Consider the following 16,029-nt stretch of genomic DNA (forward strand, 5'->3'; position numbering starts at 1 on the left):
CCCCGAAACCCTCGGACCCCATCAGGACACCGGCGGCCCCCTCCGGTCAGCCCTCTCCGGACATGCCACCCCAAAAGGAACGTGTCATCGTGGTGTAGCCCGACCCGGACAGAAAACCCGTCCGCACCGGCAACGCAGTCGAGGGAACGGAATGCCATGACCAGCGGCTACATCGGCCCTGAGGGCGACCCCTTCGGTGAATTCCTCGCCCGCTTCTTCGGCGGGCCCCGCCCCGGTCCCCGCCAGATCAACATCGGTCAGCTCCTCAGCCAGCCGGCCAGGGAACTGGTCCGCGGCGCGGCCCAGTACGCCGCCGAGCACGGCAGCCGCGATCTGGACACCGAGCACCTGCTGCGCGCCGCCCTCGCGGCGGAGCCGACCCGCAGCCTGCTCAGCCGGGCCGGTGCGGATCCCGACTCCCTCGCGACGGAGATCGACGAGCGCTCGGGCCCGGCGCAGCACCCGCCGGGCGAGGTGCCGCCACCCACCTCGCTGTCGCTGACGCCGGCCGCCAAGCGGGCGCTGCTGGACGCCCATGACCTGGCGCGCTCGCGCGGCGCGGGCTACATCGGGCCCGAGCACGTACTGAGCGCCCTCGCGGCGAACCCGGACTCCGCGGCCGGGCACATCCTGAACGCGGCCCGCTTCACGCCGTCCGCCGGCCCGTCCGAACCTTCGGACTCCATGCCCCCGCAGTCCGCCCAGGAGCGGCAGCGGCCCACCTCCACGCCGACCCTCGACCAGTACGGCCGCGATCTCACCGACCTGGCGCGCAAGGGCCGTATCGACCCGGTGATCGGCCGGGACGACGAGATCGAGCAGACGATCGAGGTGCTGTCGCGGCGCGGCAAGAACAATCCCGTGCTGATCGGTGACGCGGGCGTCGGCAAGACCGCCATCGTGGAGGGGCTCGCGCAGCGCATCGCGGACGGTGACGTGCCGGACGTGCTGACCGGCCGGCGGGTCGTCGCGCTGGACCTGTCCGGTGTCGTGGCGGGAACCCGTTACCGGGGCGACTTCGAGGAGCGCCTCAACGCCATCGTGAACGAGATCCGCGAGCACTCCGACCAACTGATCGTCTTCATCGACGAGTTGCACACGGTCGTCGGCGCGGGTGGCGGCGGCGAGGGCGGTTCGATGGACGCCGGAAACATCCTCAAGCCGGCGTTGGCCCGCGGTGAACTGCACATCGTGGGTGCGACGACGCTGGAGGAGTACCGGCGGATCGAGAAGGACGCGGCGCTGGCCCGGCGGTTCCAGCCGATCCTGGTGCCGGAGCCGTCGGCCGCGGACGCGATCGAGATCCTGCGCGGACTGCGCGACCGGTACGAGGCCCACCACCAGGTCCGCTACACCGACGAGGCGCTGGTGGCGGCCGTGGAGCTGTCCGACCGCTACGTCACCGACCGGCGGCTGCCCGACAAGGCCATCGACCTGATCGACCAGGCCGGCGCCCGGGTGCGCCTGAGTGCCCGCACCAAGGGGACAGACGTACGCGCCATGGAGCGCGACGTCGAGCAGCTCACCCGCGACAAGGACCAGGCGGTCGCCGACGAGGACTACGAGCGGGCCACCCAGCTGCGGGACCGCATCGCGGAGTTGAAGCAGCGGATCGCGGACGCGGCCGGGGGCGGAGGGGTCGAAGAGGGCCAGCACCTGGAGGTCACCGCCGAGGCGATCGCCGAGGTCGTCTCCCGCCTGACCGGCATCCCCGTCGCGAGCCTCACCCGGGAGGAGAAGGACCGGCTGCTCGGCCTGGAACAGCATCTGCACGAGCGGGTCGTGGGCCAGGACGAGGCCGTGCGGGTCGTCTCGGACGCCGTGCTGCGGTCGCGTGCCGGGCTGTCGAGCCCTGACCGGCCGATCGGCAGCTTCCTGTTCCTCGGCCCGACCGGCGTCGGCAAGACCGAACTGGCCCGCGCGCTCGCCGAGGCGCTCTTCGGCAGCGAGGAGCGCATGGTCCGCCTGGACATGAGCGAGTACCAGGAGCGGCACACCGTGAGCCGCCTGGTGGGCGCCCCGCCCGGTTACGTGGGTCACGAGGAGGCCGGCCAGCTGACCGAGGCGGTCCGCCGGCATCCGTATTCGCTGCTGCTGCTCGACGAGGTGGAGAAGGCGCATCCGGACGTCTTCAACATCCTGCTCCAGGTCCTCGACGACGGGCGGCTGACCGACGCGCAGGGCCGCACGGTCGACTTCACCAACACGGTGATCGTGATGACCAGCAACCTGGGTTCGGAGGCGATCATCCGGCGTGGTGCCGGAATCGGTTTCGGCGCGGGTGGCGCCGAGGCCGACGAGGAGGCGCGCCGGGAGCAGATCCTGCGTCCGCTGCGCGACCACTTCCGGCCGGAGTTCCTCAACCGCATCGACGAGATCGTCGTCTTCCGGCAGCTCAGCGGGGACCAACTGCGGCGGATCACCGACCTGTTGCTGGACGGAACCCGTCGGCTGGTGCACTCGCAGGGCATCGCCGTGGAGTTCTCCGAGGCGGCCGTCGACTGGCTTGCCGCACGCGGTTACCAGCCCGAGTACGGTGCCCGCCCGCTGCGCCGCACCATCCAGCGCGAGGTCGACAACCAGCTGTCCCGGCTGCTGCTCGACGGGCGGGTCCAGGAGGGCGCCCGCGTGACGGTCGACGTCCAGGACGGACGGCTCGCGTTCCGCACGATCCGCGACGAGCCGCCCGCTCCCGAGCTGTGAGGCTGCCGGTGCCCTACGGCGCCGACACCACCACCCGCGCCGAGCCGCCGCCCCGCCGCACGGTCTCGGCCGCCGCGAGCCACTTGCCGTTGGGCAGCCGCTGCACGGCGGTCGCGGCGCCGATCTCCGCGTTCAGCCGGAACGAGTGCCCGATCGCCTCCAGCTCCCTGGCCAGGTCGGTGCCGAAGAGGCCGGGTTCGAGTTCCGTCTGGGCGGCGTTGCGCTGGCTGGCGCGGGGTGCGGCGATGGCGTCCACGAGCGGGAGCCCGCGGTCGAGGAACTGGGTGAGGATCTGGAGCACGGTGGTGATGATGGTGGCGCCGCCGGGCGAACCGAGGGCCACCACCGGCTGGTCGTGCCGGTCGAGCACGATGGTCGGCGCCATCGACGAGCGGGGCCGCTTGCCCGGACCGGGCAGGTTCGGGTCGTGCACGGCCGGGTTGGCCGGGGCGAAGGAGAAGTCCGTCAGCTCGTTGTTGAGGATGAAACCGCGCCCCGGGACGGTGATGCCGCTGCCGCCGGTCTGCTCGATGGTGAGCGTGTAGGAAACGACGTTTCCCCACTTGTCGGCGACGGTCAGGTGCGTGGTGCTCTCGCCCTCGTACGTCGTCGGCGCCGCCGTGCCTGCCGTGGCGCAGTCCGCCGGGTGGCGCGGGTCGCCGGGCGCGACCGGGCTGGTGAGCACCGCGTCGTCCTTGATCAGGCACTCCCGCGAGTCGGCGTACCGCTGCGACAGCAGTTCCCTGACCGGTACGTCCTCGAAGGCGGGGTCGCCGACCCAGCGCCCGCGGTCGGCGAAGGCGATGCGGCTGGCCTCGATGAACCGGTGCAGGTACTGGGCCCGGCTCGCCTCGGACAGGTCGGTCCGCTCCAGGATGTTGAGAGCCTCGCCGACGGTGGTGCCGCCGGAGGAGGAGGGCGCGATGGAGTACACGCCGAGGCCGCGGTAGGTGGTCCTGGTGGGGGCCTGGAGCTTGGCCCGGTAGGCGGCGAGGTCCTTCGCGGTCAGGTCGCCGGGCCGGGCGTTCCAGCCCGAGGCCGGGTCGACCGGCGGCTTGTTCACGGTGTCGACGATGTCCTCGGCGATGTCGCCGCGGTAGAGCGCGCCGACCCCCTTGCGGCCCAACTCGGCGTAGGTGCGGGCGAGGTCGGGGTTCTTGAAGGTGGAGCCGACGGCCGGGAGCTGTCCGCCGGGCAGGAACAGCTCGGCGGTGTCGGGGAAGTAGCGGAAGCGGGTCTCGTTGGCCGCGGTCTGGCCGCGGAAGGTGGCGTCGACGGTGAAGCCGTCGCGGGCCAGGCGCTCGGCCGGCTTCAGCACCGTGCCGAGCTTCCTGCTGCCCCACCGGTCGAGGGCCGTCGCCCAGGTGGCGGGCGTGCCGGGGGTGCCGACGGCGAGGCCGCTGCTGACGGCGTCGGCGAAGGCGAGGGGCTTGCCGTTCTCGAGGAACAGTTCCGCGTCGGCGGAGAGCGGCGCGGTCTCACGGCCGTCGATCGTGCGCACCGTACGGGACTTGGCGTCGTAGTGGACGAAGTAGCCGCCTCCGCCGATACCGGCGGAGTAGGGCTCGGTGACGCCGAGGGCGGCGGCGGTGGCGACGGCCGCGTCGACCGCGTTGCCGCCCTTGCGCAGGATCTCGATGCCGGCCGCGGAGGCGTCCGCGTCGACGCTGGCCACGGCACCGCCGTAGCCGACGGCGACGGGTGTCTTCTCGGCGACCGTCCTTCCGGCGGCGGCGGGTGGCGCCGCCGCCCCCACCGAGACCATGGCGGCCGAGACCGCCAGGACCGACAGTTTCCGCGCGACAGAGCGACGCATCCGTACCTCCAGTCCGGGAACGTCCGCGCAGCGTAACCACAACTACGGGCCCCCGGCAGCCCCCTTCCGGGCACTGTCATACGACTGGCGCACATCGAACACGGGTACGTTCCGGCCATGGGACCCCACTACTATGCGCGCCCATGAATGACGACGTGCGCAACCTCGTTCTGGGTGTGGTCGCGGCCGGTATCAGTGCCGCGCTCGGCTGGGTGGCCCGCACCTACCTCTGGCGACGGAAACTACGGCGCAAGCAGGCGTTCTTCGGGCTGCCGGACAACTCGGAGTGCAGGCTCGTCGTCAACCGCGACCCGGCGACCTCTGAGCCGGCGGTCCACCGCTTCGACGTCTTCGCGCTGCTGGAACTGTCCGCGCTGATCAAGGACTGCGGCGCCAACGTGCAGGTGGTCACCCAGGACACGGCCCAACAGGGCTTCGGCGAGCGCACCGAGTTCTGCGTCGGCGGCCCGGCCTCCAACCGGCGGATGACGGCGCACATGGCGGCGATGCTGCCCGGCGTGCGGGTCAACGTCGACGCGAACCGGGCCCGGACCGGGGCGCTTTCCAGATCGGCACCGAGCGCCACCGCCTGGAGGCGGGTGTCACCGAGTACGTGCTGCTGGCCCGGCTGACCGTCACCCAGCGCCGCGACGCCCGGCCGGTGTTCCTCTTCTGCGGCCAGCGCGCCATCACCAACCAGGCCGCCACCCGCTATCTGGCCCGCAACCACGAGCGCCTGCACCGCAAGCACGGGACCAACTCCTTCGTGCTGTTGCTGAAGGTCGTCAACTCCCAGGCGTACGGCCCCGATGTGGTGGAGCTGGTCGCCGACGTGACGCGGGCCGCCCAGACGCCGCTGCCCTCGCAGACCGTCTCCACCCGCGCCTCGCACCGCGCGTCCTGACTTCCGCGCACGGCCGCCGGCCGCGACTCCGCACGCACGACCCGCGGACGACGCGCATCCGGCGGGCACGCGACTCCGTGCGTCCGCGACCCGTCGCACACGTCAACAACCGTTACTGGCACGTAACTTACCGACGGGTTACATAGGCTGGGAGCGGCAGGTTACCGTCGGGTCACTTTGCACTGACACGCGTGAGGAGTGACCGTGGGACACCACCGCACGGGCCTTCGTACGACCGCCCTGGGCGCCGTCTCCGCGACCCTGGTCGCGGGTGGCGTCCTCGGTCTCGCCCCCGCCGCGCAGGCCGCCACGAGCAGCGTCCGCTTCGTCGACATCCAGGGCGCCGACGGCACCGTACTGAAGGCGAACGTCGTCACGCCCGCGGGCGCCGACGGCAGCGGCCGCCGCCCCCTGATCGTGTTCCCGACGAGCTGGTCCTTCCCCCAGGTCGAGTACCTCGCCCAGGCCCGGAGACTCGCCGACGCCGGCTACATCGTGCTCACGTACAACGTGCGCGGCTTCTGGCAGTCCGGCGGTGAGATCGAGGTGGCCGGCCCGCCCGATGTGGCCGACGCGTCCACGGTGGTCGACTGGGCGCTCGCGCACACCGCCGCCGACCACCGGCGCATCGGCATCGGCGGCGTCTCCTACGGTGCCGGCATCAGCCTGCTCGCCGCCGCGCACGACCCGCGCATCAAGGCCGTCGCGGCGCTCAGCGGCTGGGCGGACCTGACCGGGTCGATCTACTCCGGCCGCACCGAACACGTCCAGGCCGCCGCTCTGCTGGACGCCACGGGCACGGTCACCGGCCGCCACAGCGCCGAGACCCGCCGGGCCTTCGACGACTTCTACTCCGCCGACCTGTCCAAGGAAGAGGACCTGATCGCCTGGGGGAAGAAACGTTCCCCCAGGACCTACCTGGACCAGCTCAACCAGAACGGCGCGGCGGTCATGCTCGCCAACACCTGGGGCGACACGATCTTCCCGCCCAACCAGTACGCGGACTTCTACGAGAAGCTGACCGGCCCCAAGCGCCTTTCGTTCCGGCCCGGCGACCACGCGACGGCCGAACTCACCGGCCTGTTCGGACTGCCCAACGACGTGTGGACCGACACCGTGCGCTGGTTCGACCACCACCTCAGGGGCGTGGACAACGGCATCGACCGTGAGCAGCCGGTGCGGCTCAAGTCCCGTTCCACCAGCGGCTACGAGGGTTACCCGGACTGGAAATCGGTGACCGCGACCACCCGCAAGGTGAACCTCGCCGGGACCACCACGATCCGCGCCGGCGTCAACTCGGGCGCGGACGGGGGGATCGTGTTCCTGTCGAGCATCCTCGACCAGATCGCCCGGCTGCCCCCGGTGGCCTCGATCCCCCTGCTCCCCCGCCGCTGGGCCGCCGTATGGCAGTCGGAGACGTACACCGGGATCCAACGGGTGCGCGGCACCGCGAGGTTGCACACCACGGTGACACCGACCGAGGAGAGCGGCACCCTCGTCGCCCACCTCTACGACGTGGGGCCGCTCGGTCTCGGCAAGCTGGTCACCAACGCGCCGTACACCTTCCACGGCCGCACCCCGGGCGAGCCGTTCGGCGTGGACCTGGAGTTGTTCTCCACGGCCTACGACGTCCCGGCGGGGCACCGGCTGGCGCTGGTCGTCGACACGGTCGACCCGCTCTACATCGAGCACAACCCGACCGGCGCGCGGCTGACCTTCTCCTCGCCGGCGAACGACCCGTCGTACGTGTCGATCCCGCTGCGCGAACAGTGATCTCCGGCCGCCGCCGGGCGGGTATGGCTCCTGTGGATCTGCCCCTGTGGCCCAGATGAACGACCCATCCTAGACGAGGTTCCGCCCCGGGGGTCAGGGCGGGCGCGTACTCGGTCAGTGCTTGAGGATCTTGGAGAGAAAGTCCTTGGCCCGGTCGCTGTGCGGATCGGTGAAGAACTCGTCCGGGCTGCGGTCCTCGACGATGCGGCCGTCGGCCATGAACACCACGCGGTTGGCGGCCGAGCGGGCGAAGCCCATCTCGTGGGTGACGACGACCATCGTCATGCCGTCCCGGGCGAGTTGCCGCATGACCTCCAGCACCTCGTTGATCATCTCCGGGTCCAGGGCGGACGTCGGCTCGTCGAACAGCATCACCTTGGGCTCCATCGCGAGGGCCCGGGCGATGGCCACGCGCTGCTGCTGGCCGCCGGAGAGCTGCGCGGGGTACTTGTCGGCCTGGCTGGCCACGCCGACCCGGTCGAGCAGGGCACGTGCCTTCTCCTCGGCCTTCGCCTTGGCGGTCCCGCGGACCTTGACCTGGCCCAGCATCACGTTCTGCAGCACGGTCCTGTGCGCGAACAGATTGAAGGACTGGAAGACCATGCCGACGTCGCGCGCAGCCTGGCCAGTTCCTTGCCCTCGTCAGGCAGCGGTCTGCCGTCGAGCAGGATGGTGCCCGAGCGGATGGTCTCCAGCCGGTTGATGGCCCGGCAGAGCGTCGACTTGCCCGACCCCGAAGGGCCGATGACCACGACCACCTCCCCCCTGCCGACCGTGAGGTCGATGTCCTGGAGGACATGCAGTTCCCCGAAGTACTTGTTGACGTCACGCAGCTCGATCAACGGATCGACGGCCATGCGCAGCCCTACTCACTCTCAGCTGTCCCGTGCTGCCGCAAACTATCCAGATAAAACTGACCTAAAGACCCGACACGCACTTGTCCCGCATTAGCCGTATTTAAGCCCCGTCCGAAGCCGTCCACCACCGCTCACGCCGCCGCTCACACCGCGACCTCAGACCTCCGCCACCTCGCCGTAGCGCTGCGACAGCTCCGGAACGCCGTTCGCGGCCCACTCCTGCCCGGCCGTCACCACGTCGAACTCACGGCCCGACGCGAGCCGGACGACGGGCTGGCCGCCCGGCCAGACCTCCCAGGCGGCGCCGGGGACGGTGCGCACGATGACCGTGCCGAGGTAGAGGCCGGCGTCGTTGCCGAGCCACGGCAGGTTCTCCTCGTCGTCGCGCCAGCGCGGCAGCAACTGGTCGAGCGCTTCCAGCGAGGCCGGAGTGTCGTCGAGCCGGATGCCCTCCTGTTCCGCCAGGGTGCGCAGCAGCTCGCACTCGGAGAGGAGTTCGGCGACCCCTTCGGGGTCGGCGGCGGTCAGCGTCGCCTCGGCGTGCTTCTTGCGCCTGCTGCCCAGGAAAGGGATGTTCATACGCCCAGCGTGACATTCACACCGGCGCGCGCACCACAGGCGCGCGGGCAGCGGCGAGCGACCGGAACCCCCTCCCCCACCCGCACGCCGAATTGACCGGTACGCGACGTTTTCCCTACCCTCGCGGTGCCCGGATGATCGACCGGATGTACGGGAGGAGTCGGTACGTGCGCCGACCTGTGCGCGGGTTTCCCGTGGTGGCCCTGCTCCTCGGCTCGCTGTTCCTCCCGCCGGCCCAGCCCGTGCAGGCCGTGCGGGCCGCACCACTGCCCCTGGAACGGCACTACGACAACACGGGCGTCGCCCACGAGGGGCGGCCGGACTCCGCCGGTCTCGACGGCAGGGGCGCCGCGCTGTCCGCGCGGGATCTCGCGGCCGCGGGCTGGACCCCCGGCCGCGCACTGACCGTCCAGGGCGCCCGGCTGACCTGGCCCCGACGGCCCCCGGGCGCCCCGGACAACGTCCGCGCCGCCGGCCAGGAGGTCCTCCTCACGGGGCGCGGCGACGCCCTCGCCTTCCTGGTCACCAGCACGGGCGGCGGCCCTGCGGGCGGCTCGGGGACGGTCACGTACGCCGACGGCTCCCGCTCCTCCTATCTGCTGAGCGCCCCGGACTGGCGCCGCGGCGGCCTCGCCACCAAGGCGGTGGCCCTCCCGCACGTGAGCACCCCCGACGGGCCACTCGCCGAGCGAGCCCGTCTGTACGTGGTGACCGTGCCGCTCGCGCCGGGGCGCGCGGTCGCCTCGGTACGCCTGCCGTACGCCCCCGACCTGCACGTCTTCTCGCTCGCGGTGCGGGCGGCGGCCCCCGGCTGGACGGGCAGCTGGGCCTCCTCGACATCCGGACAGCCGGCCGTGGGGCCGTGGACCGACCGGACGCTGCGGCTGGTGGTGCACGCCTCGGCGGGCGGGCCACGGGTGCGGGTGCGCTTCGACAACGCCTTCGCGTCCGCACCGGTGCGGCTGGGCGGCGCGACGGTGGCACTGCGGGCGGCCGGCGCGACGGCCCTGGGCGCTCCGGTGCCACTGACCTTCGGGGGTGCGGCGGATGCCGAGCTGCCGGCCGGAACACAGGCGGTCAGCGATCCCCTGGCCTTCACGGTGCCCGCGGGCGCCGACCTGCTGGTCAGCTTCCACCTGCCCGGGACGGTGACGGCGGTCCCGTCGCACGGGCTCGCGGTGCAGCGGGCGTACCTGAGCGGGCCGGGAGACCACACGGCGGACGCGGACGGGGCGGCGTACGGCACGACGCTGACGAGCCGGCCGCTGCTGGCCGGGATCGATGTCGGCGGCGGGCCGGGGTCGGTGGTGCTGCTCGGGGACTCGCTCACCGACGGCGACCGGTCGACGGCGGACACCGACAGCAGTTGGCCGGACGTGCTGGCCGCCCGGCTGCGCCGGCAGGACGAGGTGCCGCGGTACGGCGTCCTCAACCACGGCATCGCGGGCAACCGGGTGGTCACCGACCGCTATCCAGGCGACGGGGTCTCCACGGTCACGACCGGGGTGAGTGCCCTCAACCGCCTCGACCGGGACGTGTTCGCGCAGACCTCCGTACGGACCCTGGTCGTCTTCGAGGGCATCAACGACCTGCTCGCGGGGACGTCGCCGGAGCGGCTCACGGCCGGTCTGCGGGAGATCGCCGAGCGGGCGCGGCTGCGCGGTCTGCGGGTGCTCGGGACGACGCTGGCGCCCTGTGGGGGCCTGGCGCGGTGCACACCGGCCGTGGAGGCCGGGCGGACCGCGGTCAACGCCTGGATCCGGGAGCGCGGCCCCTTCGACGCCGTCCTCGACGCCGACCTCGCCCTGCGCGACCCGGCGGCCCCCGGGCGCCTGTTGCCCGCGTACGACAGCGGGGACCATCTGCACCCCGGGGACGCGGGATACGCGGCCCTCGCGGACACCGTGGACCTACGGCTGCTGTGACGCCGGGCCGCCGGGGGGGGCCGGGGGGCCGGGGGCCTACACGTCCAGGTCGACGACGACCGGCGCGTGGTCCGAGGCGCCCTTGCCCTTGCGCTCCTCGCGGTCGACGTAGGAGTCCTTCACGGCCTTGGCGAAGGGCGCGTTGCCGTACACCAGGTCGATGCGCATGCCGCGGTTCTTGGGGAAGCAGAGCTGGCGGTAGTCCCAGTACGTGAAGGGGTGCTCGTACTTGAGGGGGCGCGGGACGACGTCGGAGAGGCCCGCCCCGCGCAGGGAGGCGAGGGCGGCGCGCTCGGCGGGGGTGACATGGGTGGACCCCTCGAAGGCGGCCACGTCGTAGACGTCGTCGTCGGTCGGCGCCACGTTGTAGTCGCCCAGCACGGCGAAGGGGCGGCTGCCTCCCGCGTCCCCCGCGACGGCGGCCCTGAGGGCCTCGAACCACTGGAGCTTGTACGCGTAGTGCGGGTGCTCCACCTCGCGGCCGTTGGGCACGTAGACCGACCAGACGCGGACCGGGCCGCAGGTCGCGGCGATCGCGCGGGGCTCAGGGGCGCCGTCGTAGCCCGGATCGCCGGGCAGGCCCTTGACCACGTCCGCGATGCCCACGCGGGAGAGCACCGCCACGCCGTTCCACCTGCCGGTGGCGTGGACCGCCGCCTCGTAGCCCAGCTCGCGCAGCTGGTCGAACGGGAACTGGTCCTCGGCGACCTTGGCCTCCTGGAGGCAGAGCACGTCGGTGCCGCTGCTCTCCAGCCAGGCCAGGAGCCTCGGCAGGCGGGCGGTGATCGAGTTCACGTTCCAGGTCGCGATGCGCATGCCCGACAACTTACCCGCAGGGTCCGACAACGCCGTCCCTCAGATCTGGGCCGAGGCCCCCGACGCCAGCCGCCGGTGGTCCGCGCCGCCCAGATTACCCAGGTGCGTGTCGTAGATGGGGCGGGCCAGGTCGGTGAGGAGGGCGTCGTGGATGTCGTAGACCCGCCGCGGCCCGACCTCCCTGACGTACTCGATGACCTCGGCGATCTTGTTCCAGGGGGCCTGGACCGGGGCGAGGAGGGTCTCCACCGGGCGGTCGGGGACGGTGAGGGCGTCGCCGGGGTGGAAGACACGGCCGCCGTCGATCAGGAAGCCGACGTTGGTGACGCGCGGCAGGTCCGGGTGGATCACGGCGTGCAGCTCGCCGTGGACCTGGACGTCGAAGCCCGCCGCGGTGAAGGCGTCCCCGTGGCCGACGGTGTGGACGCGGCCGGGGAAGGCGCTCGCGATCTTCTGCGCGACCGACGCGAGGGTCCAGATCTCGGCGGCCGGGTCGGCGTCCAGGGCCGCCCGCAGCCGCTCCTCGCTGAAGTGGTCGGGGTGCTCGTGCGTGACCAGGATCGCCTCCGCGCCGAGCGCCGCGTCCTCCTCGGTGAACGCGCCCGGGTCGAGAACGAGCGTGCGGCCGTCCTTCTCCAGGCGGACACAGGCGTGCGCCTTCTTCGTGAGCTGCATGGGCGTCACGGGCTTCTTCGGGGTCATGGACGTCATGATTCCATCCTTCCTCCGCCGGCCGGCCGGCTCACTCGGAGGGCGTCGTCTCCTCCCGGATGACCTGCTGCGCCACCCGGAAGGCGCTGTTCGCGGCCGGTACGCCGCAGTAGACCGCCGCCTGGAGCAGGACCTCCTTGATCTCGTCCGGGGTGAGGCCGTTGCGCAGGGCGGCGCGGGTGTGGAAGGCCAGTTCGTCGAGGTGCCCGCCGGCCACCAGCGCGGTGAGCGTGACGCAGGAGCGCGAACGGCGGTCGAGGCCGGGGCGGTCCCAGACCTCCCCCCAGGCGTAGCGGGTGATCAGCTCCTGGAAGTCGCCCGAGAAGTCGTCGGCCTGCGCCAGCGCCCGGTCCACATGGGCGTCCCCGAGGACCTCGCGGCGTACCTTCAACCCGGCGTCGTACGGGTCGGGGCGGCCCATGACCTGCGGCGGCGCGACGACCGGCGCGGGAGCGATCTCGGCGATCGGCGCCGTCTGCGGGGACACGTGCAGCGGCCTGAGGGAGACGCCGGGGACGGCGGTCTGGCCCGTGCTGTGCTCGTAGGCGGGCTGCCAGGCGGTCGAGAAGTGCCGGACCAGCAGGTCGGTGACGGCGGCGGGCTGCTCGACCGGGACCAGGTGGGAGGCGCCGGGGACGACGGCGAGACGGGAGTCGGGGATGCCCGCGACCAGCGTGCGGGCCTCCGCGGGGCCGGTGACCTGGTCGTCCGAGCCGACGAGGACCAGCGTCGGCACGCCGACCATGCCGAGTTCGGCCCGCACGTCGAAGGAGGCGAGCGCCTCGCAGGCGGCGATGTAGCAGCCGGGGTCGGTGGTGCGCACCATCTGTACGGCCCACTCGGTGATCGCGGGCTGCGTGGCCGCGAAGCCGCTGGTGAACCAACGGTCGGGCGAGGTACGGGCGATGGGGTCGAGGCCGTTCGTCCGGACGATCACACCCCGCTGCCGGAACTCGTCCGCCGTGCCGAACCGCGGCGAGGCCGCGATGAGCGCGAGCGAGGCGACCCGCTCGGGGTGGCGCAGCGCCAGCTGCACGCCGACCGCACCGCCGAGCGCACAGCCCGCGTACCCGAAGCGCTGCACACCGAGCGCGTCGAGCGTGGCCAGCAGCCGCTCGGCGAGGTCGCCGACGGAGCCCGCCGGATGGGCCGGGGACCCGCCGTGACCGGGCAGGTCGAACCGGAAGATCCGCCACTGCTGGGCCAGCTCGGGAACCTGCCGGTCCCACATGTGCCAGGTGGTGCCCAGTGAGGGACCCAGGATCAGGACTGGTGCGTCTTCCGGCCCGTCGAAGCGGTATTGCAGGGTGTTCGGTGGTGTCTCGCTCACCCGTCTGAGCCTCTCATCTGTCACGACAGCCCCTATGAGCGGGGTCCTGACTGTAGCTGTCCGACCACATTGAAGACCTCCCGGCCGCATGGCGCTTGAGGCACCGGACGATTTCACGCCGAGTCTTGGCCTCCTTCACCGTGATCAGCAAAGTGGCCGCCGTGTCCGGGCCGAGAGTGCCAAGGGACCGTGGCCGCGCGACCGTCCCGCCTTCCACAGCACGTCAGGTAACCGGCACGCGTGCCGGGTTCTGTCGCACCGCAGGGCTGGATGGTGGCCCGAGGACGAAGAGTGAGAGCATCCGCGTCATGGATGATGCAGACGGTCACACGGCTCGGTGGTGGGTGGCGTTGCGCCGGACGCCGGTGGCCGTCTGGAACGACGACGTCACGGACTGGGCCGCTGCGCTGACCTACTATGCGGTTCTGGCGCTGTTCCCGCTGCTGCTGGTCATCCTCTCGATTCTGGGTCTGACCGTGCCCACGGCCGAGCCGGAGGTCATCGACCGCATGACGCAGGCGGCCCCTGCCGAGTCCCGCGCTCTGCTGCGCAGCGCCCTCCTGCAGATGGTGGCACAGCCGACGGCGGCCTGGACGCTGATCTTCGTCGGAGGGACGGGAGCCCTGTGGTCGGGATGCAGCTATCTGAGCGTCTTCCGCCGGGCGTTGTACTCCATGCACGGAATCAGCGCCGACCGGCCGGTCTGGCGTACCGCTCCGCGCATCGTCGCCACGGCACTCGTTCTCAGCTCCCTGCTTCTGACGTCGACCCTCGCGTTGTTGCTCACCGGCGGCCTGGCCCGGCGTCTGGGTCAGGCCCTGAGTCTGGGTACGGGGCCCCAGGCCACGTGGGACACGTTGCGGTGGCCGGTCGTGGCCACCGTAGCCGTCGCCTTGGTGCTGGTCCTGTACCGGTCAGGACCGGCGACCTCCCGCCCTGTCCTGAGGATGGCGCCCGGCGGCACACTGGCGGTGGCGCTCCTGCTGACCGTCTCACTCGGATTCGCCGTCTACACCTCCCTGGTCAGCACCTACGACCGTCTGTACGGTTCACTGGCAGGCGTCGTGGTCTTCCTGGTCTGGCTGTGGCTCTCCAATCTGTCCCTCCTGATCGGCGCTCAGTTCAACGCAGAGCTGACGAAGCCTGCGCACGGGGAATGAGCCGGTCTTCTCGTGCCTGCGGCTGACCGCCCGTACCTCTGGGGCCGGTTTCGCTGCGGCTGACCGCCCTCACCTCTGGGGCCGGTTCGCTGCGGCCGCGTGGGCAGTGGCGGCCTCTGGCCTCGCGCGGCGCGCGCCGTCCGCCGCCTGGACCGGCAGGACACCGCAGAAGGTCAGCCCGATCGGATGTGACCGAGTTCAGGAAGGGCCCGGCGAGGTGGGCCCTCCGGACGCACCTCAACTGAACAGGGCCGCCCAGCCATTGCTGCGCGGCCCTGCTCCTGTGCACCACAGTTCCTGTGCACCACAAGTCCTGTGCACCACAAGTCCTGTGCACCACAAGTCCTGTCGGCGCCCGGCACAAGAGCGGACTCCCTTGTTCGGCCGAAAGGACGGCCTGCACGGGCCGCGGCAGTCACCGGACGCGGCGTGCACCACCCCTCGGGCAAGGCTGCGAGGTCAGGCCGGGTTGAGGTTCTCGGCCTGCGGGTCCTTCTGGCCTTGGGAGGCGTCACGACGCGACCGTCAGGCGCCTGGACTGGCACGGCGTCGGCCACTCCGAGCGGGACGCCGGCACAGGCGCCGACCTCTCCGACGCCTCCGCTCCGTCGAGGACGGGGCGGACGGGGCGGACCACGCCTGGGCCATGGCTCGACGACTGCTCCGACACCCGCTACGTCCGGTCTCCGGGCGGGCGGCCCGTGGGGGCGCTTGCCCGGGCCGACCGCGTCACCGGGGGAGGCGCCTGCGGCGGCGGCCCAGGCGTAGACCGAGGAGGACGAGGTCGGCGACCAGGACCACCACGCCGATGACCAACAGGTAGAACAGGCCCTTCGCCACCACCCCGATGATGCCGAGCAGGATCGCCACGATGAGCAGCAGGAGGAAGAGAGCCATTGGTGTCACCTCATGGTGGGGACGTTGGTGAGGGCATCAGCGGCGGGCGAGGCGACGTTCGCCGCCCGCACCCGTTCGGTAGGCGAGTTCGTAGTGCGCGAAGACCGTCTTCTCGTCCTCCGCGAGCAGTTCGCCGTCCGTGCCGATCGAGGGCGCTTCCTTGACCTGCTTCTTGTCGTAGGCGACCTTCAGATAACCGGGACCGACCGTCGCGCCGCCCAGGGGGACGAACACCAGCCGTGCCGGGTCGGCAGGCCGACCGTCACCGTCGCGAACGCGGGCTGGTCTGTGGCCGTGTCGACATAGATCGCCTCCAGGACGCCGATCTTGTGCCGCTCGTGGTCGACCACGTCCTGGCCTCGCCATTCCCTGATGTCTTCCGCCTCGAACACGGAGCCCCCTCTGTCTCAGGTCAGCTGAAGACCGCTGTCGTCCTTCTCTCGCTCCTCCCTCCTTACCTGCCTACGGAGCGGCACACCCTGGAGAGGAGCCGACTTTCCGACCGGACGGCGGCGAGTAAGACCTCGTGTCCCTGGCCCCTCAGGGGTCGCACTCAAC

10 protein-coding genes and 3 pseudogenes are annotated in these 16,029 nt (G+C 71.8%); 5 read left to right on the top strand and 8 right to left on the bottom strand.

Annotation, left to right across the window (positions count from 1 at the left end; genetic code table 11):
• Nucleotides 1-156 precede the first annotated feature (156 nt).
• Nucleotides 157-2,703, top strand: a complete 2,547-nt coding sequence (locus BM536_RS25395; RefSeq protein ID WP_094103553.1) for an ATP-dependent Clp protease ATP-binding subunit — start codon at nt 157-159, stop codon at nt 2,701-2,703.
• A 13-nt stretch (nt 2,704-2,716) separates the two neighbouring features.
• Here BM536_RS25395 and ggt read toward each other — a convergent pair whose 3' ends face one another.
• Nucleotides 2,717-4,519 carry a gamma-glutamyltransferase gene (gene ggt / locus BM536_RS25400; protein WP_073495293.1) on the bottom strand — a complete coding sequence of 601 codons (1,803 nt, stop codon included), beginning with the start codon at nt 4,517-4,519 and terminating at the stop codon, nt 2,717-2,719.
• A 143-nt stretch (nt 4,520-4,662) separates the two neighbouring features.
• On the opposite strand from ggt, the pseudogene BM536_RS39715 reads away from it, so the two are divergent.
• Together BM536_RS39715 and BM536_RS25410 are read left to right on the top strand one after the other, a co-directional pair.
• Nucleotides 4,663-5,423: pseudogene (locus tag BM536_RS39715) on the top strand (hypothetical protein).
• Nucleotides 5,424-5,627: 204 nt separating this feature from the next.
• Nucleotides 5,628-7,196 carry a CocE/NonD family hydrolase gene (locus BM536_RS25410; RefSeq protein WP_073495303.1) on the top strand — a complete coding sequence of 523 codons (1,569 nt, stop codon included), beginning with the start codon at nt 5,628-5,630 and terminating at the stop codon, nt 7,194-7,196.
• A gap of 114 nt (nt 7,197-7,310) precedes the next feature.
• Here BM536_RS25410 and BM536_RS25415 read toward each other — a convergent pair.
• A pseudogene (locus BM536_RS25415) lies at nt 7,311-8,053 on the bottom strand (amino acid ABC transporter ATP-binding protein).
• Between the two features lie 156 nt (nt 8,054-8,209).
• A complete protein-coding gene (locus BM536_RS25420) occupies nt 8,210-8,632 on the bottom strand; it encodes a DUF6278 family protein (RefSeq protein ID WP_073495290.1) in 423 nt (140 codons plus the stop codon).
• A 134-nt stretch (nt 8,633-8,766) separates the two neighbouring features.
• Between BM536_RS25420 and BM536_RS25425 the strand changes: the two genes are divergently transcribed.
• Nucleotides 8,767-10,557, top strand: coding sequence for an SGNH/GDSL hydrolase family protein (locus BM536_RS25425; RefSeq protein WP_425444677.1), 1,791 nt, complete (start codon nt 8,767-8,769; stop codon nt 10,555-10,557).
• A 36-nt stretch (nt 10,558-10,593) separates the two neighbouring features.
• Here BM536_RS25425 and BM536_RS25430 read toward each other — a convergent pair whose 3' ends face one another.
• The 3 genes from BM536_RS25430 to pcaDC all read right to left on the bottom strand — a co-directional run bounded on the left by BM536_RS25430 (nt 10,594) and on the right by pcaDC (nt 13,414).
• Entirely contained in the window at nt 10,594-11,373 is a 780-nt protein-coding gene (locus BM536_RS25430; RefSeq protein ID WP_094103554.1) for an exodeoxyribonuclease III, read from the bottom strand.
• 39 nt (nt 11,374-11,412) lie between these two features.
• On the bottom strand, nt 11,413-12,048 hold the full coding sequence (locus BM536_RS25435) for an MBL fold metallo-hydrolase (RefSeq protein ID WP_073495299.1): 636 nt from the start codon (nt 12,046-12,048) through the stop codon (nt 11,413-11,415).
• A 67-nt stretch (nt 12,049-12,115) separates the two neighbouring features.
• A complete protein-coding gene (gene pcaDC / locus BM536_RS25440; RefSeq protein ID WP_094103555.1) occupies nt 12,116-13,414 on the bottom strand; it encodes a bifunctional 3-oxoadipate enol-lactonase/4-carboxymuconolactone decarboxylase PcaDC in 1,299 nt (432 codons plus the stop codon).
• Between the two features lie 308 nt (nt 13,415-13,722).
• Here pcaDC and BM536_RS25445 point away from each other — a divergent pair, with 308 nt between their 5' ends.
• Nucleotides 13,723-14,574, top strand: coding sequence for a YihY/virulence factor BrkB family protein (locus tag BM536_RS25445; RefSeq protein WP_073495284.1), 852 nt, complete (start codon nt 13,723-13,725; stop codon nt 14,572-14,574).
• A 729-nt stretch (nt 14,575-15,303) separates the two neighbouring features.
• Here the strand turns inward: BM536_RS25445 and BM536_RS41370 are convergent.
• Nucleotides 15,304-15,471, bottom strand: coding sequence for a hypothetical protein (locus BM536_RS41370; RefSeq protein ID WP_170109956.1), 168 nt, complete (start codon nt 15,469-15,471; stop codon nt 15,304-15,306).
• A gap of 36 nt (nt 15,472-15,507) precedes the next feature.
• Nucleotides 15,508-15,863: pseudogene (locus BM536_RS25450) on the bottom strand (PRC-barrel domain-containing protein).
• Nucleotides 15,864-16,029: the final 166 nt, after the last annotated feature.

Origin of the sequence: Streptomyces phaeoluteigriseus (assembly GCF_001896135.2) — a bacterium.
GTDB lineage: Bacteria > Actinomycetota > Actinomycetes > Streptomycetales > Streptomycetaceae > Streptomyces > Streptomyces phaeoluteigriseus.